Genomic DNA, 20,523 nt, shown 5'->3' with positions numbered 1-20,523 from the left:
GGCCGGCGCCGACCACCACCGCGTCGTAGGTCTCCACGTCGTCCTCAACGCCCGGGGGAGGCCGGTTAGTCCGTCAGCCCTCGGTCGCGACGACCTCGTCGGGGGTGTGCGGCAGCCGGTGCGTGGCCGCGACCTCGCCGGACGCCGGGTCCACGACGTGCAGGAGGTCGCGGGCCGGCTCGGTGACGTACGCCGTGTCCCCGGCGACGTGCAGCGTCGGGCGCGGCTCCTGCCACGCGGTGGGCTCGCGCCAGGCGTCCACGACGGGGATCGACCGGGTGACCGCGCCACGTCGGACGTCGACGACGTGCAGGGCTCCGTCGGTGCCGAGCACCAGCCCGTCGCCGTCGGGGGTCCGGCCGAGCGAGCGGAAGGAGTAGCTCGCGGGCAGCTCGACGAGCCGCAGCGACGCGTCGCGGGTGTCGACGACCGCGACGCGGGTGGGGCGCTCGAGCTCGGCGTCGGGGTCGGTCTTGTAGTCGCCGAGCACGAACGGCGAGCTCTCGTGACCGGCCTGGTTGCCGATGCGGCCGTAGGCGTCGGGGCTGTCGACCTTGGTGATCGTCCGGCCGTCGACGACCAGCAGGCCGTCCTCGCAGCCGACGACGGCCACGTCGCCGGCGAAGGCCTCGCCGTGCACCCCCGGGCACTCGTCGCTGGCCGCCAGCTCGGCCCCGCTGGCCGTGACCACACGGACGCCGGAGCGTGACTCGGCGTCGCCGACGGTGTGCAGCAGCGTGCCGACCGCGCTGCGCACCGCGACGCCGTGGTGCGGCTCGGGGAGCTCGACGGTCTCGACGACCGGGTCCTCGCCCCCGGCGAGACGGTAGGGGTCGACCACGGTCACGACGCCCGTGCCATCGTCGAAGAGGGTGGTGAGCCCGTCGTGGGCGACCGCGTGGCCGGGCTCCTGCGCGGCGACCGAGAACGACGAGAGCGCCGGGTCGCTGCTCCAGGAGTGACCGTGGTCGCCGTGGGCCTCGGTCCAGGACCCCAGATCGAGCGCGGTGAACGCGCCGGCCGCCGAGACGAACGCGTGCCGGCCGTCGCCCGCGGGGTTCAGCCGGACGTAGCCGTCGAGCGGCTGCTCCAGCAGCACCTCGCCGGAGTCCGGGTCGAGGACGAGCACGCCGCCGTCGTACGACACCGCGACCCGCGGCTGCGGACCGGCCTCCTCGACGGCGTCGGCGGTGCGGGTGGCCTGGACCGTGCCGCTGGGGCTGCTGCCGGCGGCCCTCGGGTCAGAGGTCCCGGAGGACTCGCCGCAGGCAAGGAGGGCCGGGGCCAGGAGGGGGAGGACGAGGAGTGATCGGTTGAGCAACATGAGAACGATTCTCAGTGCGAATGAGAATAATTGTCAACTGGAGGGTCGGGTGCGGGCCCGGTCAGGCGGGCCGGTCTAGCCTCCGGGACGTGAGCTCTCCGCACCTCCGACTCGCCCAGCACCCGCACGACCGCGTGGCCGTGCACCGCAAGGACGACGCGTGGCTCGCCGAGCGGTGGGCCGACGACGAGACCCGCGTGCTGGTGGTGTCCGGCACCCGGGTGCGGCCCGCAGGGGGACGCATCGAGTGGGTGCCCCCGTCGCAGGCGCCGGACGGCCTGCGGGTGCTGCTGGGGGAGCGCGACGGGCGGGCGTGGTTCGCGGTCGTGACCGGACCTGAGCAGGCCGAGGGCGACGCCTCGTGGCTCCCGCTGCGGGGCCTGCTGCCGTCGCTGTCGGACGACAACCTGGCCGTCGCCCCGCTCGTGCTGCACGCCCTCGGCCTGGCCGAGTGGCACTTCGCCACCCGCTTCTGCCCGCGCTGCGGCGGCGGGCTCGAGGCGCGGGCGTCGGGCCACGAGCTGGTGTGCACCCGGTGCGGCAAGTCGCAGTTCCCGCGGTCCGACCCGGCCGTGATCATGGTCGTGACGTCGGGAGAGCCCGGCAGCGACGACGAGCGGTGCCTGCTCGGTCGCCAGGCGGTCTGGCCCGAGGGCCGCTACTCGACGCTCGCGGGCTTCTGCGAGCCCGGCGAGACCCTCGAGGACGCCGTGCGCCGCGAGGTGGCCGAGGAGACCGGCGTGCTCGTCGGCGAGGTGGAGTACTTCAGCAGCCAGCCGTGGCCGCTCCCGGCCAGCCTGATGGTCGGCTTCGTCGCCCGCGCCACCTCCACCGAGATCACCGTCGACGAGGTGGAGATCGAGGACGCCCGGTGGTTCACCCGCGCCGAGATGCGCGAGCAGGCCAGGGCCGGCGAGCTGGTGCTCCCCGGCGGCGTCTCGATCAGCCGCTCGCTCATCGAGCACTGGTATGGCGGCGAGCTGCCCGGCCAGTGGTGACCGCTGGCACGCGTGGCGGGGCCGGCCCGGCGGCGTACGCGCATGTAACGCGCTGTCCAGGCAACTACCGCGCCGTTCGAACGGCGCGGTCGTTGGTCGGACGGCGCGTCAGTCCACGAACGGCGCGGTAGTCGGTCGAACGGCGCGTTACAAGCAGTCGCGGGGGATCAGGCCAGGGCGGCCAGCTTCTCCTTGACCTGGGCGAGGGAGGGGTTGGTCTGGGCGGAGCCGTCGGCGAAGACGAGGGTGGGGACGGTCTGGTTGCCGTTGTTGGCCTCCTCGACGATCTTCGCGGCGTCCGGGACCTGCTCGATGTCGACGACGTCGTAGGTGATGCCCTCGCGGTCGAGCTGGCTCTTGAGCCGGTGGCAGTAGCCGCACCACGGGGTCGTGTACATCGTGAACTGGCCGCTCATCTGGACTGTCGCCTCCGGCGTCTAGGGTCTGGAACCTCACCGATCCAACCACCTGCCCCCAGGAGTTGTTCCCCCGCATGACCGGCCCCGACGACCTGCTCGCCGCCCTCGACCCCGAGCAGCGGCGGGTCGCGGAGGCGCTGCGCGGACCGGTCCGGGTGCTGGCCGGTGCGGGCACGGGCAAGACCCGCGCGATCACCCACCGCATCGCGTACGGCGTCGCGACGGGCGTCTACGCACCGACCGAGGTCCTGGCGGTCACGTTCACCACCCGCGCGGCCGGCGAGATGCGCGGGCGGCTGCGCACGCTGGGGGCCGGCGGCGTGCAGGCGCGCACGTTCCACTCCGCGGCGCTGCGCCAGCTGCGGTACTTCTGGCCGCACGTGCACGGCACGGAGCTGCCCCAGCTCATCGAGTCCAAGATCGGTCTGCTGGCCACGGCGGCCCGCCGGCAGCGGATCTCCGCCGATCAGGCGCTGCTGCGCGACCTGGCCTCCGAGGTGGAGTGGGCCAAGGTCAGCAACGTCCAGCCCGACGACTACCCGCGCGTCGCGGCGGCGCGGGGGCGCAGCGTCACCAACCTCGACCACCACGCGGTCGGCCGGATGTTCAGCAGCTACGAGGATGCCAAGCGCGAGTCCGGGCGGATGGACATGGAGGACGTCCTGCTGCTGACCGCCGGGATGCTCGCCGAGGACGAGCGGGTCGCGGCCCAGGTGCGCCGGCAGTACAAGTGGTTCGTCGTCGACGAGTTCCAGGACGTCTCGCCGCTGCAGTCGGCGCTGCTCGACCTGTGGCTCGGCGGGCGTGACGAGCTGTGCGTGGTTGGCGACCCGGCGCAGACGATCTACTCCTTCGCGGGCGCCAACGCCGACTACCTGCGCGACTTCCCGAAGCGCTACCCCGGCACCACCTCGGTCGAGCTGGTCCGCAACTACCGCTCCACGCCGCAGGTCGTCGACGCGGCCAACACCCTGCTCGCCGGGACGCCGAGCCAGGGCGTCGACCTGCGCGCGCAGCGGCCGTCCGGCCCGCCGGTCACCTACTCCGGGCGCCCGGACGAGGTCGCCGAGGCCGAGGAGGTCGCCGCGCGCATCCTCAAGCTCCGCGACGCCGGCCGCCCGCTCGGCGAGGTCGCGATCCTCTTCCGCATCAACGCCCAGTCCGAGTCGTTCGAGGAGGCGCTGGCCGCGCGCCGCATCCCGTACGTCGTCCGCGGCGCCGCCCGCTTCTTCGACCGCCCGGAGGTCCGCGAGGCGGTCACCCGCATCCGCGGTGCGGCCCGCTCGGGGGAGGGCGTCGGCGTCGTCGACACCGTCACCGCGACGCTGGCCGGCATGGGCTGGACCACCGAGGCGCCGGCCGCCCGCGGCCAGACCCGCGACCGCTGGGAGTCCTGGCAGGCGCTGGTCGACCAGGCGAGCGAGTTCGAGGCCGGCGGGGGAGACCTCGGCGCGTTCGTCGACGACCTGGACCGCCGCGCCGCCGAGCAGCACGCCCCGGTCGCCGACGGCGTCACGCTCGCGACCTTCCACGCCGCCAAGGGCCTGGAGTGGGACTCGGTCTTCCTCTGCGGCCTGCAGGACGGCACGCTCCCGATCACCTACGCCGACACCCCGCTGGCGGTCGAGGAGGAGCGCCGCCTGCTGTACGTCGGCATGACCCGTGCGCGCCTCGACCTCTCGCTCTCGTGGGCGGCCGCCCGCAACCCGGGCGGGCGGGCCTCGCGCCGGCCGTCGCGCTTCCTCGACCCGCTGCTGCCGGAGGAGTCCCGCGCCCAGGACCAGCCGCGCCGCCGCAAGGTCGCCGGCTGCCGCGAGTGCGGCAAGCCGCTGACCAGCGCGGTCGAGAAGAAGCGCGGCCGCTGCCACGACTGCCCGGCGTCGTACGACGAGGAGCTGTTCGAGCGGCTCCGCACGTGGCGCAAGGAGCGGGCCGACGCTGAGTCGGTGCCGGCGTTCGTGGTCTTCACCGACGCGACCCTGCAGCTGATCGCCGAGCACAAGCCGCAGACGCCCGAGGCGATGCTGCGGATCAGTGGTATAGGCCGGTCCAAGGTCGAGAAGTACGGCGAGGACGTGCTCGGCCTCGTGGAGTGAGGTCGTTCGCGCAGGTCAGACGGATGCGGCCGGCGCACGCCCGGAGCGGTGCTGAGGTTGCCGCGCAGGCGGTTGAAGAAAAAACCGCTGAAATGCCCAGTAAATGGTTTGCCCCTTACCGAGGGGGCGCGCTAACTTCACGTCACCAGTCAACGCGCACGACGGTCCTGACACGACCGGCGCCCGAATGCATCGAAGGAGGTGGCCCCATGTTCAAGCAGATGACCTCGACGGCTCAGATCCCGTCCGGCTTCGCCATGCCCGCGTGCGGCCACGCCTGGTTCGACACCACCGGTGTCGTTGCTGGTGCCGCCACCACCGGTGTCATCACCACCGGTGTCGTGCGCGATCGGCAGGAGGACTCCGTCCACGCGACGGTCCTCGCCGCGGCCGTCATCGGCAAGCGCGACGCCATCCGCACGCAGGACTGCTTCCCGGGTACCACCGCCTGGAGACCACCGATCTGCTGAGACCTCTCAGCGCCGGCGACCTCCAGGCCGCGGAACCCGAAACCCGGGATCCGCGGCCTTTCTGATTTCCCGCACACCCGCGATCAGAGCAAACAAGGAGGTGAAACATGACCATCAGCGTTCTCGACCGCAGCCCTGCAGCGGAGCCCACCCTCGGCCTCCTGCACGACCAGGCGGCCCAGGTGGACGACGAGCTGCTGCCCTGCCGGGCCAACAACCCCGAGCTGTGGTTCGCCGAGTCCCCGTCCGACGTGGAGCATGCCAAGGCCCTCTGCCAGGAGTGCCCGGTCCAGGCCCTGTGCCTCGACGGGGCCCTCGACCGGCGCGAGCCCTGGGGTGTCTGGGGCGGACAGCTCTTCCTCCAAGGAGTGGTGATCCCCCGCAAGCGGCCCCGTGGCCGTCCCCGCAAGAACGACGCCGCCTGACCGGCAGCAGCACCAGCACCGAGCAGCACCGAGCAGCACCGCACGACCTGCAGCACCTGACCGAACACCCGTCACTCACGACAAGGACGTCGCGATGAACCACCTCAATGTCGAGATCGCCCGCGCGCAGATGACCGCGCGCCTCGGCGAGGCGACGCAGGCCCGCCGGACCCACCAGCTGGCCCGCTCCCTCCGGATGCACCGCAAGGCCGAGCAGGCCGCGCAGGACGCCCGGACCGCCCTCGCCCGAGCGCTCTGAGCGCGCCTGACACCCGAAGGACCGACCCACGATGACCACCGACACCGACCGGAGCACCGACATGAATCTCATGCACGAGAACCTGGCGCGCGCACAAATGTCCGCGCGCCTGGGAGAGGCGCAACAGTCCCGCCGCGGCCACGAGCTGGCCCGTGCCCTCCGCCTGAGCCGCAAGGCCGAGCGGGCTGCGCAGCAGGCGCGCCTCGCCCTGGCCCGCGCCCTCTGAGGCGGACCGACTCACCTGTGATCGCGGGTGATGCAAGAGGAGGAGCCCGGCACCACGCCCCGTGGTGCCGGGCTCCTCGGCGTTAGGCTCGCGAGGTGGACGAGCCCGACCAGCCGGCGCGCACCTGCGCGTGGTGCGGCCGCCAGGAGACCGATCCGGTGCGCACGCTGACCTGGACGATGGCCGTCGAGCGCGGCCGGACCCGCTCGTTCTGCGACACCTGCTCCCGCGAGCACCTGCGCTCGATGGAGGGCAAGCTCGACAGTGAGCACTGGTAGCGCTCAGCCACTCGGCCAGTCAGCCGGTCGGTGCCTGTGGAGGACCGGTCGCGGGCCGGCCCGTGCCGTGTGACGCTGCCGGCATGAGCCGCACGCTGCGCCCCGGACTGGTGGTCGCCCGCCGCGACGACGGACACCTGCAGGTCGGGCTGGACCCGCCGACGCGGGTCGTCCTGCCCGACTCCCCGGAGGTACGCCGCGTGCTCACCGCGGTCGCCCGAGCGACCCCACCCCCGGCCGGCCCGGTGGCCGACCGCGTGGTGACCGCGCTGGAGTCGGCCGGCCTGCTCGTCGACCCGGCGCCGCGGGCGACCGTGGCCGGGGTGGCGGCCCGGGCCCGGCACGGCGACGACGCCGCCCGCAGGCTCGCCGCCCGGTCGGCGACGACCGTCTCGGTCGACGCCCCTCCGGAGCTGCTCGACCAGGTCCACCCGCTGCTGCGGGCGGCCGGCCTGGCGACCGCCACCCCGAGTCCGGCCACGCGAGGTGGGTCGTCGGTGGCGACCCGTCCGGACGCCACGGTGGTGCACCTCGTGCTGTCGACGGGTCCGGTGCTGCGCGAGCGGCTGGACGGCTGCCTCCGCGCGGGCGTCCCGCACCTGCCGGTCGCGGGCCGCGACGGCGGGTGCACGGTCGGTCCGTTCGTGGTGCCCGGCCGCACCGGCTGCCTGCGGTGCGCCGACGCGCGGCTCGCCGAGACCGACCCGCGGCGGGCGGTCGTGCTCGAGCAGGTCGCCCGGGCGCCCGCGCCGGCCCCCGACCCGGTCGTCCTCGCGCTCGCGCTCGCCTGGGCGGTGCGCGACCTGGTGGCCTGGGCCGAGGGCGACCGACCCTCGACCTGGGGTGCGGCGTACGAGCTCGGTGGGGTGGTGCCCGTCCGGACGCCGGTGGACGTGCACCCGCACTGCGGCTGCGCCTGGGCCGACCTGGGCGCGGCGCGGACCGCCTGACGACCCGACCCCGGACACGACGACGGCGGCGCCCCCGAGGGGTGCGCCGCCGTGCGTCGTGCTCGGGTCCGGCTCAGGCCTTGCCGAGGATGCGGTTGAGGTTGGTGCTGCAGACGGGGCACACGGCCTTGGCCATGCGGGTGCCCTTGTCGTTCACCTTGACCTCGCCCTCGGCCTCGCGCTTCTCCTTGCACTTGACGCAGTAGAACTCGCCGCTCCAGGTCTCCGCCATGAGGGCCTCCTCGCCTATCTCGCTCGGTGTCGCTACGGGTGTCGCTACGGGTGTCGATCGATCTCGCGGCGGGATGCAGGGGAGCCCCGCCGACCGTCTCGGACACTACGGCAACCGCGCCCCCGCGGGGCGACAGACGCTCCGCGGGCAGCGGGACGGGCGGCGACCGGCCGTCGGTAGCCTGCCGCCCATGGCTGACCTCACCCACCTCCGGCTCGACCGCACCGACGACGGCGTGGCCGTCCTGACCCTGGACAACCCCGACATGCGCAACGCGATGTCGGACGAGATGACCGCCTCCTGGGTGCGGGCGATCGACGAGCTGGCCGCCGACCGCTCGGTGCGCGCGGTGGTGGTCACCGGCGAGGGCTCGGCGTTCTGCTCCGGCGGCAACACCGGCTGGATCGCCAGCGAGCCGGACGCCTCCGTCGACTACCTGCGGACCCGGATGATGGCGTTCTACCGGGCCTGGCTCTCCATCCGGAAGCTCGAGGTGCCGACGATCGCTGCGGTCAACGGCGCCGCGATCGGCGCGGGGCTGTGCCTGGCCCTGGCCTGCGACATCCGGTACGCCGCTCGCGGCGCCAAGCTGGGCGCCCCCTTCGTCAAGCTCGGCATGCACGCGGGCATGGCCGGCACCTACCTGCTGCCCAACGTCGTCGGCGAGGCGCACGCGCGCGACCTGCTGCTGACCGGCCGGGTGGTCCAGGCCGACGAGGCGCTCGGCATGGGCATGGTCTCCCGCGTCATCGAGCCGGAGACCTTCCTCGACGAGGTGTTGGAGACCGCGCGGGGGATCGCCGCCACCGCTCCGATCGCGAGCAGGCTGACCAAGCTCGCCCTGCTCGACGGCGGCCACCGCGACTTCGAGGCCTGCGTCCAGTGGGAGGCGATGGCCCAGCCCATCACGCTCGCCACCGCCGACCTCCAGGAGGGCATCCGCGCCAGCCGCGAGAAGCGGTCCCCGGTCTTCACCGGCGAGTGACCAGCAGGCTCCACGCTGCGTGAGCCCCAACCCTCGGAACATGGCGAGGCCCCCGGCCGCCGCGTGACACCCGCCTTCCCCTTGCGGATGTCGTGCGCCGGACCCGGGGGCCTCGTCTGTTCCCCACGCTAGGTTCGAGGACGACGGACGGTCAACGGCCGTGATCCTCAGCCTGTGGACAGACCTGTGGAGAGGGCTGTGGAGCAGGGGCCGGACCCGTGGACGACACGCGGCGGGTACCGGGACGACGCTGGGGACGACACGCCCGGGCAGCGCCCGGACGCGTGGCTGACCTGGGACGACGCTCCTCCACCGGCTGTGGAGGAGAGAAACATGGACGGAGGTGGCCTGTGGGCGAGCAGCCCGAGGTGCCGGCGGCGTACGCCGCGGGGCCGGTGGCCGCGCTGCGGCGGATCGCGTTCCTGCTCGAGCGGGCCCGCGAGGACACCTACAAGGTCAAGGCCTACCGCGGGGCGGCCGCGACGATCCTGCCGCTGCCCGACGACGAGGTGGCCCGGATGGTCGAGGACGGCACGCTCACCGACCTCCCCGGCATCGGGAAGTCCTCGGGCCGGGTGATCGCCGAGGCGGTCCGCGGGGAGACGCCGAGCCGGCTGGCCGAGCTCGAGGCCGAGCACGCCGGCCCGCTGGTCCCCGACGAGCACGGCGCCCACGCGCTGCACGCCGCGCTGCGCGGGGACTGCCACTCCCACTCCGACTGGTCCGACGGCGGGTCGCCGATCGAGGAGATGGCGATCACCGCGATCGAGCTCGGACGCGACTACCAGGTGCTGACCGACCACTCGCCGCGGCTGAAGGTCGCCCGCGGGCTGAGCGCGGAACGGCTGGCCCGCCAGCTCGACGTCGTCGACGCGGTCAACGACCACCTGGGTGGCGCGTTCACGCTGCTCAAGGGCATCGAGGTGGACATCCTCGACGACGGCGGGCTCGACCAGACCGAGGAGATGCTCGACCGCCTCGACGTCCGGGTCGCCAGCGTCCACTCCAAGCTGAAGATGGACCGCGACGCGATGACCCGCCGGATGGTCGCCGCGACGCGCAACCGCCACGTCAACGTCCTCGGTCACTGCACGGGCCGCCTGGTGACCGGCGGCCGCGGCACCCGCCCGCCGTCGCAGTTCGACGCCCGCGCCGTCTTCGAGTCGTGCGCGGAGCACGACGTCGCGGTCGAGATCAACTCCCGGCCCGAGCGGCGCGACCCGCCCACCGAGCTCCTCGAGCTGGCCCGCGACCTCGGCTGCATCTTCTCCATCGACAGCGACGCGCACGCCCCGGGGCAGCTCGACTTCCTCTGGTACGGCGCGGAGCGGGCCGCCGCGGCCGGCATCGAGCCCGAACGGATCGTCAACACGTGGCCGAAGGACCGGCTGCTGGAGTGGGCGACGAAGTAGGTTCCCGCCATGGGGACGCAGCCCGACGTGGAGGTGCGCCGCTCGAAGCGGCGGCGCCGCACCGTCTCGGCGTACCGCGACGGCGAGCGGATCGTCGTCCTCGTCCCCGCCACCCTCTCCCGCGCGGAGGAGGAGGACTGGGTGGAGAAGATGGTGGCCCGGCTCGAGCGCTCCGAGCGGCGCAGCCGTCCGTCCGACGACGACCTGCTGGCGCGGGCGAAGGTGCTGAGCGACCGCTACCTCGGCGGGATCGCCGTCCCGGAGTCGGTGCGCTGGGTCGACAACCAGACGATGCGGTGGGGGTCGTGCACTCCCGGTGACCGCTCGATCCGGCTGTCGGGCCGGTTGCGGGGGATGCCGTCGTGGGTCATCGACTACGTGATGGTCCACGAGCTGGCGCACCTGATCGAGGCCGGCCACGACGCGCGGTTCTGGGCGTGGGTCGACCGCTACCCGCAGACCGAGCGGGCCAAGGGCTACCTGCTGGGCTGGTCCGCCGCGGCGCGGGTCGACCCGCCGTCGTCGATGAGGGACGAGATGGAGGACGACGTCGACTGACCCGGACGGCCCAGACCCGGTCGGTCCAGGCCCAGCCGGTCCAGCGCGAGCTCGACCAGCTCGGCCAGGTCGGGGTTGGGCAGCGCGTCGACCGGCCACCAGCGCACGTCGACCGACTCCTCGCTGACGGCGTACGCCGCCTCCGCCGGCGCGACCGCGAGGAAGCGGACGTCCAGGTGGTGCACCGGCCGGCCATCGGGCAGCGGCCCGCCGCAGAACGGCACGGCGTGCTCGGAGAGGTGCACCGGCTGCGGGTCGACGGCCAGGCCGGCGACGCCGGACTCCTCGGTGGCCTCGCGCAGCGCGGCGCCGGCCAGCGTGGTGTCACCCGGCTCGCAGTGCCCGCCGAGCTGGAACCACTGCCGCGCCTTGGCGTGCAGCGTCAGCAGCGCCCGCTCGCCGGTCGCGTCCAGCACGAGCGTGCTGGCCGTGACGTGGTCGGGTCGGCAGGACCGGTCCAGCCCGCCGGGGTGGGCCGCGAGGTGGGTGACGTACCGCTCGCGCAGCGCCTCCTGCTCGGCCCCCGGCGCGGACCAGCCGGCCAGCAGCGCGAGCGCGTCGGCGTGGAGGCTCACTCCTCGGTGGACGGGGGCTCGAGGAGCTTGCGCAGCTCGGCGTCGAAGTCCTCGTCGGTCAGCTCGGCGGGCGCCCCGGCGTCCTCGCGGAAGCCGAGCGGGTCGTCGAGGTCGGCGGCGGTCGGCAGCAGGTCGGGGTGCATCCACACGCCGTCGCGGCCCTCGATGCCCTGGCGGGTGCGCAGCGAGCCCCACAGCGTCGAGGCGTCGCGCAGCCGGCGGGGCCGCAGCTCGAGCCCGACGAGCGAGGCGAAGGTCTGCTCGGCCGGGCCGCCCGCGGCGCGCCGGCGGCGTACGGCCTCCTGCATCTTGGCCGCGGCCGGCATCCGCTCGGCGGTGGCCTGGCCGACGACCTCGTCGACCCAGCCCTCGACGAGCGCGAGCGCCGTCTCGAGCCGTTCGAGCGCGGCCTCCTGGCGCGGGGACTTCGGCATCTCGAAGAGCCCGCCCTCGAGCAGCTGCTGCATCGACTCGGGGTTGCTCGGGTCGACGCCGCGCATCTGCTCCTCGATGCGGGCCTGGATCGCGTCGGCGTTGATCTCCACGCCCTTGGCGAAGTCGGTGACCGCGGCGAGCACGTGCTCGCGCAGCCACGGCACGTGGGCGAAGAGCCGCTGGTGGGCGGCCTCGCGCAGCGCGAGGTAGAGGACGACGTCGTCCTCGGTGACGTCGAGGCCCTCGGCGAACGCCGCGACGTTGGCCGGCAGCAGCGCGGCGCGGCCGGGCTGGGCCAGCGGCACGCCGACGTCGGAGACGCTAAGGACCTCGCCGGCCAGGGCGCCGAGGCCCGAGCCGACCTGGCTGGCGAGCATCGCGCCCATCGCCTTGCCGAGGATGCCGAGGATCGGGCCGGCCTGCGCCTTGGCCTCCGGCGGGAGCGCGTCGGCGATGCCCTGGGTGGACTGGAGCGCGACGGGCTCGACGAGGACCTTCCAGACGTCGGCGGTGGCCACGACCCACTCGGCGCGGCTCCACGCGGCCGTCGAGGTGACGCCCGAGGCGAAGGTGGTCGTGTCGTCGAGCCAGTGGTCGGCGAGGCGGACGGCGTCGGCGACGGCGTCCTTCTGCCGCTGGGTCGGCGTCGGGTCGGGCTGGGGGACGGCCTTGCGGGCGGTGTCGAGCGCGAGGTCCCAGTTCAGCGGACCGTCGTAGGGCTGCATCATCGCCTGGATCTGGCCGAAGAGCTGGGAGAGGTCGGGCATCCCGCCGGCCGCGCCACCGGGGAGCCCGCCCGGGAACCCGCCGGGGAAGCCGCCCGGGAACCCGCCGGCGAAACCGCCGGCGCCACCGGAGAAGAAGGCCTCGAACGGGGTGCCCTCGAACGGGTTCTTGCCCGGCTCCTGGCCGTCGTCGGGGCCGTCGGACGGGTTGTTCGTCATGACCCCACGGTACGCGCCGGACCCAGGGCTAGGGTCGCCCCCATGACCCATCCCGCCGTCCGGCTCGTCGGCCTGCGCGAGACCGCGCTCGACGTCGACGAGGTTCTGCGCTCGCTCGACGACGACGCCTCCGGCGGGCTCGTCCTCTTCGTCGGCCGCGTCCGCGACCACGACGGCGGCAAGGGCGTCACCGGCCTGGACTACTCGGCCCACCCGACCGCGCTCGCCCGGCTCGAGGAGGTCTGCGACCGGGTGGCCGCGTCGTACGACGTGCACGGCGTCGCCGCCGTCCACCGCGTCGGCATCCTCGCCATCGGCGACGCCGCCGTCGTCGTCGCCACCGCCTCCGCCCACCGCGGCACCGCCTTCGAGGCCTCCCGCGCGCTCATCGACACGCTCAAGGACGAGGTCCCGATCTGGAAGCACCAGCGGTTCGGCGACGGCACCGAGGAGTGGGTCGGCTCTCCGTAGTCGGTTGTCCACAGGTGGGCGGTCGTCGTGGGGGTAGTCCGTGACGTTCCGCAGGCGATCTCGGCCCGAACCCCTGCGGGACGTCACGGACTATCCCGCCAGCCACCGCGGACCTGTGGACGAACGGGGCGCGGTCGGGCGTGGCTCACCCGCGGGGCAGGCCGGGATGCCTAGCCTGGGGGCGTGGAGATCCTGCTGTGGCTCGTGCCGCCCGCCGTGGTGACGGTCGTGGCGATGGTGTGGGTGTCCTGGCTGGGCCGCGAGGGCCGCGGGGAGGTCGACCGCGAGGTGGCCGTGCAGCGAATGGGGGCCGCGATCGAGCGCGGCCGGCAGCCGACGTACGCCGCGCCGGCCCGCCGCCCCGACCGCAGCACCGGCGTCGCCGTGCGTCCCTCGCGCCGCGCCTCCTGAGCCCCCACCCCGACCCCCGTCCCAACCCCCGCCTGAGCCCCCGCCTGAGCCCCCGCTCCAACCGGCTCGCGCCCGGCTTGCCGCCGAATGAGAAGGTGGCGCCATGACGCAGCGCACGCTCGCCGCCCTCCTGGCGGTGCCGCTGGTGGTCGCGCTGCTCGTCGCGGCTGCCAGCCACCCGCTGCCCTACGTCACCTACGAGCCCGGCCTGACGGTCGACGTGCTCGGTGAGGACGGCGGCAAGGAGATCGTCGAGGTCGACGGCGAGCAGACCTACCGCGACCCGGGCGAGCTGCGGATGACGACGGTCTACGTGTCGCGACCCAACGCCGAGGTCTCGCTCGTCGAGGTCATGAAGGACTGGCTCAGCGACGAGGCGGCCGTCTACCCCTACGAGGCGGTCTACGAGCAGGGGACCACCGACGAGGAGAACGAGGCCGAGGGCGCGGTCGACATGGTCACCTCGCAGGACGCGGCCACCGCGGTCGCGCTCACCGAGCTGGGGTACGACGTGGAGCCGGCCGTCGAGGTGCTCCTGGTCACCGAGGGGACCCCGGCCGACGGGCGGCTGCGGGTGCGCGACGTCTTCCTCGAGGCCGACGGCGTGGAGATCGAGGAGCCGCAGGACCTCGTGGACGTCGTCAAGGCGAGCGAGCCCGGCGAGCCGGTGACCTTCCGCGTGCTGCGCAAGGGCGAGGAGCGCACCGTGGAGGTCGTGCCCGAGCGTGTCGACGGCACCCCGCAGGTGGGGGTGCGGCTGGGGACCGGGTTCACCTTCCCGTTCGAGGTCGCGGTCAACATCGACCCGCAGATCGGCGGCCCGAGCGCGGGGCTGATGTTCAGCCTGGCGATCTACGACACCCTCACCGAGGGCTCGCTGACCGGCGAGAAGGTCGTCGCCGGCAGCGGCACCATCGACGCCGAGGGCCGGGTCGGGCCGATCGGCGGCATCCAGCAGAAGATCGTGGGAGCACGCGACGCGGGTGCTTCGTTGTTCCTGGTGCCGCCGGACAACTGCAAGGACGCCCTGGGCGCCCCGGCCGACGACATGCGGCTGGTGCGCGCCGAGACCATGCACGACGCCGTCGAGGCGATCAAGGCGTGGGTCGAGGACCCCGACACCGACGACCTGCCGAGCTGTGATGACAACTGACGAAGGACGAGCCGTGACCGAGGACGTGACGTGACCGGAGACCCCGCGCCCGAGCCGACCGGGCCGATCGAGCCCAGCGAGCCGACCGAGCCCGTGGCCGACGAGGCCGGCGAGGAGCCGGGCGAGGGCGACGGCCTGCTCGACGACCTGGACGTCGACCCGGCGCTCGCGTCGGCGGTGCTGGAGATCGAGTCGCACCTGGCGGGTGACGGCTGGGACCAGCCGGCCCGGCTGTACGCGCTGGTCGAGACCGGTGCGCTGGTGCGCCAGGAGCCGGCGCTGGCCGCGCAGATGGGGCTGGACGCGTCCTCCGAGCAGGGGTCGCTGACCGCCATCGAGCAGGATCAGCTGGCGCCCGACGTACCCCTGGAGCAGGTGCTGGAGACGATCCTGTGGCCCGCCGGGGTGACCGGCTGCGCCGCGGTCGTCGAGCGGCTCGTGCTGCCGCCGGGCGCGGACACCGAGGTGCCGGAGGACCCGGCCGAGGCCGAGGCGTTCGCCCGCGAGCACCCGGACCGCCAGGAGGTCCGCATCGTCGCCGGGGCGACCCGCGACGGATCGACGTACTGCGCGCTGCGACTGCGCGCGCACGACGACGACCAGTCGGTCGTCGGGGGCGCCGACCTGGTGCCCGGCCTGCTCGCGCTGCTGCAGGCCACGCTGGAGGAGGACGAGGGAATGAGCGACACGACCACGAGCACCGACCAGCCGGGAGGGTCCGCGTGAGCGACCTCTTCGCCGACGACCCCCGCGACACCCCGCCGCCGGAGCGGGAGGTGCCGCGCCGGTCGCGCGCGCTGGTCATCACCGCCGTCGTGCTGGTGGTGGCGTTCTTCGGGCTGACGACGTTCGCGTCGTTCTACACCGACCGCCTGTGGTTCCGCGGCGCCGGCTACGGCTCGGTGTTCACGACGCTGTTCTGGACCCGCACCGGCCTCTTCCTCGTCTTCGGCGCGCTCATGGCGACCGTCGTGGGCCTCAACATGTGGCTGGCCTACCGCTACCGCCCGACGTTCCGCGTGCCCGGCGCCGACCAGGCCGGGCTGGAGCGCTACCGCGAGGCCGTCACCCCGATCCGCACCTGGCTGCTGGCGGCGGTCGCGCTGGTCCTCGGCGTCTTCGCCGGCACCTCGGGTGCGGGGGAGTGGCGCAACTACCTGCTGTGGCGCAACGGCAGCTCTTTCGGCGACGACGACCCGTACTTCAACCGCGACATCGGCTTCTACGTCTTCGACCTGCCCTGGCTGCACTTCCTCGTCGACTTCACCATGGCCGTCGTCGTCGTCTCGCTGCTGGCCGCTGCCGTCGTGCACTACCTGTACGGCGGCATCCGCCTGCAGGTCTCCACCGACCGGCTCTCCGGCGCCGCGCAGGTGCAGCTGTCGGTGCTGCTGGGCGTCTTCGTGCTCGCCAAGGGTGTCGACTACTTCCTCGACCGCTACGACCTGGTCACCCAGGGCGGCGAGCTGTTCACCGGCATGAGCTACACCGACGAGAACGCCGTGCTGCCGGCCAAGAACATCCTGATGGGCATCGCCCTGGTCTGCGCGGTGCTGTTCTTCCTCAACGTCTGGCGCCGCACCTGGATCCTGCCGTCGATGGGCTTGGCGCTCATGGCGCTCTCCGCGGTGCTGCTCGGCCTGATCTGGCCCGGCATCGTCCAGCAGTTCCAGGTCAACCCCTCCCAGGCCGACAAGGAGGAGTCCTACATCCAGGCCAACATCGACGCCACGCGGTCGGCGTACGGCGTGGCCGACGTGGAGGTGGAGGAGTACTCCAGCGACCCCGACCTCGACGTCAGCATCGCCACGCTCGACGGAGGCACCGCCTCGGTCCCGCTGGTCGACCCGCAGCTGGTCCGCGCGGCCTTCGAGCAGCGCCAGCAGGTGCGGGCGTTCTACTCGGTCGCCCCGGTGCTCGACGTGGACCGCTACGAGATCAACGGCGAGGACCGCGCGCTGGTGCTCGGCGTCCGTGAGCTCGACCAGGGCAACCTGGGTGACGACTCGCGCAACTGGTCGAACCTGCACACCGTCTACACGCACGGCAACGGCATCATCGCGGCGTACGCCAACCAGCGCCCCGAGGACAACTCGGCGCAGGCCGAGGCCGGTGAGGAGGCCGACGAGACCGAGAGCGTCTCCGAGGCCGACAACGTGCAGTGGGCCGAGGGCAGCGGCGCCGGACAGGCCGACCTGACCGACGCCACCGGCGGCTACGAGACCCGCGTCTACTACGGCGAGCAGAGCCCGGAGTACTCCATCGTCGGCAAGGTCGAGGAGGGCGACCCGGACGTCGAGCTCAACCTGCCGACCACGGGCGCGGAGGACCAGGGCACGCTGACGACGTACGAGGGCGAGGGCGACGTCGCCATCGGCGGCTTCTTCAACCAGCTGATGTACGCCGTGAAGTACGGCGAGCCGAACTTCCTGCTCTCGGGCCGCGTGAACGAGAGCAGCAAGATCCTCTACAACCGCGAGCCCCGCGACCGCGTCCGCAAGGTCGCGCCGTGGCTGACCGTCGACGCCGACGCCTATCCGGCCGTCATCGACGGGCGGATCCTGTGGATCCTCGACGGCTACACGACCACCGACCGCTACCCGCAGGCCCAGCGCGAGTCGCTCGACGAGATGACCGACGACTCGCTGGACACCCCGGGCGCGCTGCGCACGATCCCGACCGACGAGATCAACTACATGCGCAACGCGGTCAAGGCGACCGTCGACGCCTACTCGGGCGAGGTCACGATCTACGCCTGGGACGAGGAGGACCCGATCCTCGACGCCTGGAGCAACGCCTTCCCCGGCACGGTCACGCCCAAGAGCGAGATCTCCGAGGAGCTGCTGGGCCACCTGCGCTACCCCGAGGACCTGTTCAAGGTGCAGCGCTTCCAGTTCGCCCGCTACCACGTCACCGACCCGCGTGACTGGTACCAGGACAACAACCGCTGGGAGGTCCCGGAGGACCCCTACACGCGGGGCACCCTGCAGCCGCCGTACCGGCTCTTCGTCCGCAACCCCGGCGACGCCGAGGAGACCTTCGCGCTGTCGTCGGTCTTCGTCCCCTACAACAAGGACAACCTGGCCTCGTTCGTCTCCGTGGACGCCGACGCGTCGAGCGAGACCTACGGGCGGATGCGCGTGCTGCAGCTGCCCAACGAGCAGACCGACGGTCCGGGGCAGGTGGCCAACGCCTTCGCCACGGACCCGCAGATCGCCGACCTGGTCGCGGACTTCAACCGCTCCGGCGCGCGGCCGGTCTACGGCAACCTGCTGACCCTGCCGGTCGCGGACGCGCTGCTCTACGTGCAGCCGGTCTACTCGATCCGGGAGATCACCGACTCGGGCTTCCCGATCCTGCGCTACGTGCTCGTGCGGTACGGCGACGAGGTGGGTGTCGGCACCACGCTGCGCCGTGCCCTCGCCGACCTGCTCGGCGTGACCGCGGGCACGGGCACCAGCGGGCCCGGCAACGGCGGGTCCAGCGGTGGGCCGGACGGCCCCGGTGGCCCGCAGCAGCCGGACGACGAGCTGACCGGCACCCGGGCCCAGCAGATCGCCCAGCTCCTCGAGGACGCCGAGCAGGCCTTCGCGGCGGCGCAGACCGCCCTGGCCGACGGTGACCTGGCGACGTACCAGGAGCAGGTCGAGGCCGCCGAGCGCGCCGTCGCCCGGGCGCTGCTGCTCTCCGGCGAGACCGGTGGCTCCGGCGGCGGCTCCGGATCGGGCGCCGGCGACGGGGGCTCGGGGGACGAGGAGTCCACCGAGCCGAGCGCCGCGGCCTCCGACGAGGCCGCTGGCTGACCCCGATTTGGTGGGTCTCCGCCCCGTGTCGTAACGTTGGGTTCACCGACGCGGGGTGGAGCAGCTCGGTAGCTCGCTGGGCTCATAACCCAGAGGTCGCAGGTTCAAATCCTGCCCCCGCTACCAATCTGGCCCGGGATTCAGCGCGAATCCCGGGCCAGAAAGCATTTCAGACTTGAACCTCCCTCCGGAAACCCTCCGTTTTCACCATCTCGTAGGCGTCCCCGGCGCTCCGCGCTCCGGCTGCTCCCTACTCGCTCCGGACATTGCCGAGCCGTCCGGTGTGGACCATGCACCTGACGTGCATGAGGACCGACACCAACCCGTTGAGTGGGCTCGACCCGCTCCTGAGCATCGACGAGCTCGCCGAGTACCTCGGCGTGCCGATCAAGACGATCTACGAATGGCGCCAGACCGGACGCGGGCCGGTCTGCATCCGGATGGGTCGCCACCTGAAGTTCGCCGTCTCCGACGTACGCGACTGGATCGAGAACCAGCGCGAGACTGCGCCGGGTCGCTCCGCGGAGAAGAGGTGACCTGCCGTGGCTAGACCTCGCACCCCGATCGGGACCTTCGGCGCGATCGAGTTCACCAACATGCCGAACGGCACCGTTCGCGCGCGCGTCCGTTTCCGCGACCACGACGGCCAGGTCCGCAGAGTCGAGGCCAGCGACTCCACCAGGAAGCTGGCCGAGCACCGCCTGAAGGAGAAGCTCGCCAACCGAAGAGGACCGGCGCGAGGGATCGGCGAACTCAGCCCGGACAGCTCGTTCGGCCGCCTGGTCGACGTCTGGCTCGGTGACCTCGACCTGGAAGGCAAGCTCGCTCCGAGCACGCGCGCTCTCTACGAACGCAACATGCGTCAGCTTGTCCTGCCGGCCTTCGAGCACTTCTCCCTGAGAGAGATCACGGTGAGCCGAGTCGACCAGTTCATCAAGACACTGGCGACCACGAAGAGCTACAGCACGGCCAAGCAGGCGCGGACCGTGCTGAGCCTCGCGTTGGGGCTGGCGGTGCGTTACGAGGCCATCGCCAAGAACCCGGTGCGCGACACCGTACGTCTCCGAAAGCCACCGACTAACGCGATGGCCCTGACCGTCGAGCAAGTGGAGGCCATCCGTAGCGCGGTCCGGTCGTGGAGGCGTGCGTCCGGACTCGCTGGCCCCAAACCGGACGGGCAGTTGGAGCAGATCATCGAGGTCATGCTCGGGACCTCCGCGCGCATCGGCGAGGTGCTCGCGATCCGAAAGGGCGACGTCGATGTCACCGTTACCCCGGCGACGGTGCGCATCTGCGGAACCATCGTGTCCCCGAAGGGCAAGCCCACCCATCGTCAGCAACACCCCAAGTCGCAGAAGTCGACCCGGACAGTTTCCGTGCCGTCCTTCGCTGCTGAGGTGCTACGCCAGCGACTGGTGCTGATCGCGGGAGTAGAGCCTGAGCACCTGGTCTTCTTCAGCCGAAACCACACGCCGCTGACGACCAACAACGTGCGCCGGCGACTGCGCGCCGTGCTCGACGAAGCCGGCATCAGGGGGGTGACGCCGCATTCGTTCCGACGGACAGTCGCCACCGTGATTGACCGTGCCGGCGGTGCTGACCTCGCTGCCGAGATGCTCGGTCACACTTCTTCGGAGATCACCAAGCAGCACTACATCGAGCCCGACGAGAAGGTGAACCCCGTGACCGCCGAGATTCTGGAAGCGCTCGCGCCGAAGGGGCTCGGCGATGACGTCGGATGAGTAGACCCCAGTTCGCTCGCTGGCGCCTGATCAAATCGCCATCGGTGGGTGAGGGTCGTCCGGGCGGTGCCGGAGCGCAGCTTCGAAGTCGAGGCGGCTCTGCGCGGCACCCCTGGGCGTGGCCGGCTTGATCGGAGCCGGCCGGAGTTCGTGGCGCACAATGCTCAGCACGTCGGTCTGGACGGGTGAGGTGATGGGCACGTAGCGGTGCCGCAGACCCTTCACCATCCCGGGGCTGAAGTGCCCCCGGTAGCCCGGACACCTTGAGTGAGGCGACGATGGTCGTCCGAGAGGAGTGCGTATGCCGGCACCGAAGAGTCCTGAGTTCCGTCGTCGAGCCGTGGAGCTGGCCCGGCT

23 protein-coding genes and 1 tRNA gene are annotated in these 20,523 nt (G+C 72.6%); 19 read left to right on the top strand and 5 right to left on the bottom strand.

The window, feature by feature from the left end:
• Nucleotides 1–73: 73 nt before the first annotated feature.
• A complete protein-coding gene (aztD, locus tag QWY29_RS19630; protein ID WP_300962918.1) occupies nucleotides 74–1,324 on the bottom strand; it encodes a zinc metallochaperone AztD in 1,251 nt (416 codons plus the stop codon).
• Nucleotides 1,325–1,413: 89 nt separating this feature from the next.
• Here aztD and nudC point away from each other — a divergent pair, with 89 nt between their 5' ends.
• Entirely contained in the window at nucleotides 1,414–2,322 is a 909-nt protein-coding gene (nudC, locus tag QWY29_RS19625) for an NAD(+) diphosphatase (protein WP_300962916.1), read from the top strand.
• Between the two features lie 167 nt (nucleotides 2,323–2,489).
• On the opposite strand, the gene QWY29_RS19620 is transcribed toward nudC, so the two are convergent.
• Nucleotides 2,490–2,738: a mycoredoxin gene (locus QWY29_RS19620; RefSeq protein WP_300962914.1), complete on the bottom strand. Its 249-nt coding sequence runs from the start codon at nucleotides 2,736–2,738 to the stop codon at nucleotides 2,490–2,492.
• A 77-nt stretch (nucleotides 2,739–2,815) separates the two neighbouring features.
• On the opposite strand from QWY29_RS19620, the gene QWY29_RS19615 reads away from it, so the two are divergent.
• The 7 genes from QWY29_RS19615 (at nucleotide 2,816) to QWY29_RS19585 (ending at nucleotide 7,445) form a co-directional block, all read left to right on the top strand.
• A complete protein-coding gene (locus QWY29_RS19615; protein WP_300962912.1) occupies nucleotides 2,816–4,837 on the top strand; it encodes an ATP-dependent DNA helicase UvrD2 in 2,022 nt (673 codons plus the stop codon).
• A gap of 209 nt (nucleotides 4,838–5,046) precedes the next feature.
• On the top strand, nucleotides 5,047–5,307 hold the full coding sequence (locus QWY29_RS19610; protein ID WP_300962910.1) for a hypothetical protein: 261 nt from the start codon (nucleotides 5,047–5,049) through the stop codon (nucleotides 5,305–5,307).
• Between the two features lie 107 nt (nucleotides 5,308–5,414).
• Entirely contained in the window at nucleotides 5,415–5,732 is a 318-nt protein-coding gene (locus QWY29_RS19605) for a WhiB family transcriptional regulator (RefSeq protein ID WP_300962908.1), read from the top strand.
• Nucleotides 5,701–5,991, top strand: a complete 291-nt coding sequence (locus QWY29_RS21300) for a putative WhiB-interacting protein (protein WP_500684586.1) — start codon at nucleotides 5,701–5,703, stop codon at nucleotides 5,989–5,991. The genes QWY29_RS19605 and QWY29_RS21300 overlap by 32 nt, the downstream gene beginning before the upstream one ends.
• Before the next feature lie 31 nt (nucleotides 5,992–6,022).
• On the top strand, nucleotides 6,023–6,217 hold the full coding sequence (locus QWY29_RS19595; protein WP_300962904.1) for a putative WhiB-interacting protein: 195 nt from the start codon (nucleotides 6,023–6,025) through the stop codon (nucleotides 6,215–6,217).
• Nucleotides 6,218–6,312: 95 nt separating this feature from the next.
• The gene (locus QWY29_RS19590) at nucleotides 6,313–6,495 is read left to right on the top strand and encodes a hypothetical protein (protein ID WP_300962902.1); all 183 of its coding nucleotides are present in this window, start codon (nucleotides 6,313–6,315) and stop codon (nucleotides 6,493–6,495) included.
• Between the two features lie 83 nt (nucleotides 6,496–6,578).
• The gene (locus QWY29_RS19585; protein ID WP_300962900.1) at nucleotides 6,579–7,445 is read left to right on the top strand and encodes a TOMM precursor leader peptide-binding protein; all 867 of its coding nucleotides are present in this window, start codon (nucleotides 6,579–6,581) and stop codon (nucleotides 7,443–7,445) included.
• A 73-nt stretch (nucleotides 7,446–7,518) separates the two neighbouring features.
• Here QWY29_RS19585 and QWY29_RS19580 read toward each other — a convergent pair whose 3' ends face one another.
• The gene (locus QWY29_RS19580) at nucleotides 7,519–7,677 is read right to left on the bottom strand and encodes a DUF5679 domain-containing protein (RefSeq protein ID WP_091115022.1); all 159 of its coding nucleotides are present in this window, start codon (nucleotides 7,675–7,677) and stop codon (nucleotides 7,519–7,521) included.
• A gap of 190 nt (nucleotides 7,678–7,867) precedes the next feature.
• On the opposite strand from QWY29_RS19580, the gene QWY29_RS19575 reads away from it, so the two are divergent.
• From QWY29_RS19575 to QWY29_RS19565, 3 genes are all read left to right on the top strand, one after another.
• Nucleotides 7,868–8,662 carry an enoyl-CoA hydratase/isomerase family protein gene (locus QWY29_RS19575; protein ID WP_300962898.1) on the top strand — a complete coding sequence of 265 codons (795 nt, stop codon included), beginning with the start codon at nucleotides 7,868–7,870 and terminating at the stop codon, nucleotides 8,660–8,662.
• Between the two features lie 350 nt (nucleotides 8,663–9,012).
• Nucleotides 9,013–10,074, top strand: a complete 1,062-nt coding sequence (locus tag QWY29_RS19570) for a PHP domain-containing protein (RefSeq protein WP_300962896.1) — start codon at nucleotides 9,013–9,015, stop codon at nucleotides 10,072–10,074.
• Nucleotides 10,075–10,083: 9 nt separating this feature from the next.
• Nucleotides 10,084–10,632, top strand: a complete 549-nt coding sequence (locus QWY29_RS19565; protein WP_300962894.1) for a M48 metallopeptidase family protein — start codon at nucleotides 10,084–10,086, stop codon at nucleotides 10,630–10,632.
• On the opposite strand, the gene QWY29_RS19560 is transcribed toward QWY29_RS19565, so the two are convergent.
• Nucleotides 10,551–11,207: an NUDIX hydrolase gene (locus tag QWY29_RS19560; protein ID WP_300962893.1), complete on the bottom strand. Its 657-nt coding sequence runs from the start codon at nucleotides 11,205–11,207 to the stop codon at nucleotides 10,551–10,553. The two genes, QWY29_RS19565 and QWY29_RS19560, sit on opposite strands and share 82 nt — an antisense overlap.
• The gene (locus QWY29_RS19555; protein WP_300962891.1) at nucleotides 11,204–12,586 is read right to left on the bottom strand and encodes a zinc-dependent metalloprotease; all 1,383 of its coding nucleotides are present in this window, start codon (nucleotides 12,584–12,586) and stop codon (nucleotides 11,204–11,206) included. The genes QWY29_RS19560 and QWY29_RS19555 overlap by 4 nt, the downstream gene beginning before the upstream one ends.
• Before the next feature lie 42 nt (nucleotides 12,587–12,628).
• On the opposite strand from QWY29_RS19555, the gene QWY29_RS19550 reads away from it, so the two are divergent.
• The 8 genes from QWY29_RS19550 to QWY29_RS19515 all read left to right on the top strand — a co-directional run bounded on the left by QWY29_RS19550 (nucleotide 12,629) and on the right by QWY29_RS19515 (nucleotide 20,166).
• Entirely contained in the window at nucleotides 12,629–13,057 is a 429-nt protein-coding gene (locus QWY29_RS19550; protein WP_300962889.1) for a molybdenum cofactor biosynthesis protein MoaE, read from the top strand.
• Between the two features lie 183 nt (nucleotides 13,058–13,240).
• Complete coding sequence (locus QWY29_RS19545; RefSeq protein ID WP_300962888.1) at nucleotides 13,241–13,468, top strand: hypothetical protein; 228 nt, start codon at nucleotides 13,241–13,243, stop codon at nucleotides 13,466–13,468.
• 103 nt (nucleotides 13,469–13,571) lie between these two features.
• Complete coding sequence (locus QWY29_RS19540) at nucleotides 13,572–14,621, top strand: YlbL family protein (RefSeq protein WP_300962887.1); 1,050 nt, start codon at nucleotides 13,572–13,574, stop codon at nucleotides 14,619–14,621.
• A 30-nt stretch (nucleotides 14,622–14,651) separates the two neighbouring features.
• The gene (locus tag QWY29_RS19535; protein WP_300962885.1) at nucleotides 14,652–15,347 is read left to right on the top strand and encodes a PPA1309 family protein; all 696 of its coding nucleotides are present in this window, start codon (nucleotides 14,652–14,654) and stop codon (nucleotides 15,345–15,347) included.
• A complete protein-coding gene (locus QWY29_RS19530; RefSeq protein ID WP_300962884.1) occupies nucleotides 15,344–18,424 on the top strand; it encodes a UPF0182 family membrane protein in 3,081 nt (1,026 codons plus the stop codon). Before QWY29_RS19535 ends, QWY29_RS19530 begins: the two co-directional genes overlap by 4 nt.
• A 49-nt stretch (nucleotides 18,425–18,473) precedes the next feature.
• A tRNA-Met gene (locus QWY29_RS19525) sits at nucleotides 18,474–18,550 on the top strand.
• A 179-nt stretch (nucleotides 18,551–18,729) separates the two neighbouring features.
• Complete coding sequence (locus QWY29_RS19520) at nucleotides 18,730–18,960, top strand: helix-turn-helix transcriptional regulator (RefSeq protein WP_166087543.1); 231 nt, start codon at nucleotides 18,730–18,732, stop codon at nucleotides 18,958–18,960.
• 6 nt (nucleotides 18,961–18,966) lie between these two features.
• Complete coding sequence (locus QWY29_RS19515) at nucleotides 18,967–20,166, top strand: tyrosine-type recombinase/integrase (protein ID WP_300962883.1); 1,200 nt, start codon at nucleotides 18,967–18,969, stop codon at nucleotides 20,164–20,166.
• The last annotated feature ends 357 nt before the right edge of the window (nucleotides 20,167–20,523 follow it).

The sequence above is a fragment of the Nocardioides abyssi genome (assembly GCF_030412915.1).
Classification (GTDB): domain Bacteria; phylum Actinomycetota; class Actinomycetes; order Propionibacteriales; family Nocardioidaceae; genus Nocardioides; species Nocardioides abyssi.
The sequence above is the reverse complement of the archived record's forward strand: the minus strand, read 5'-3'. Positions and strand labels throughout refer to the sequence as shown.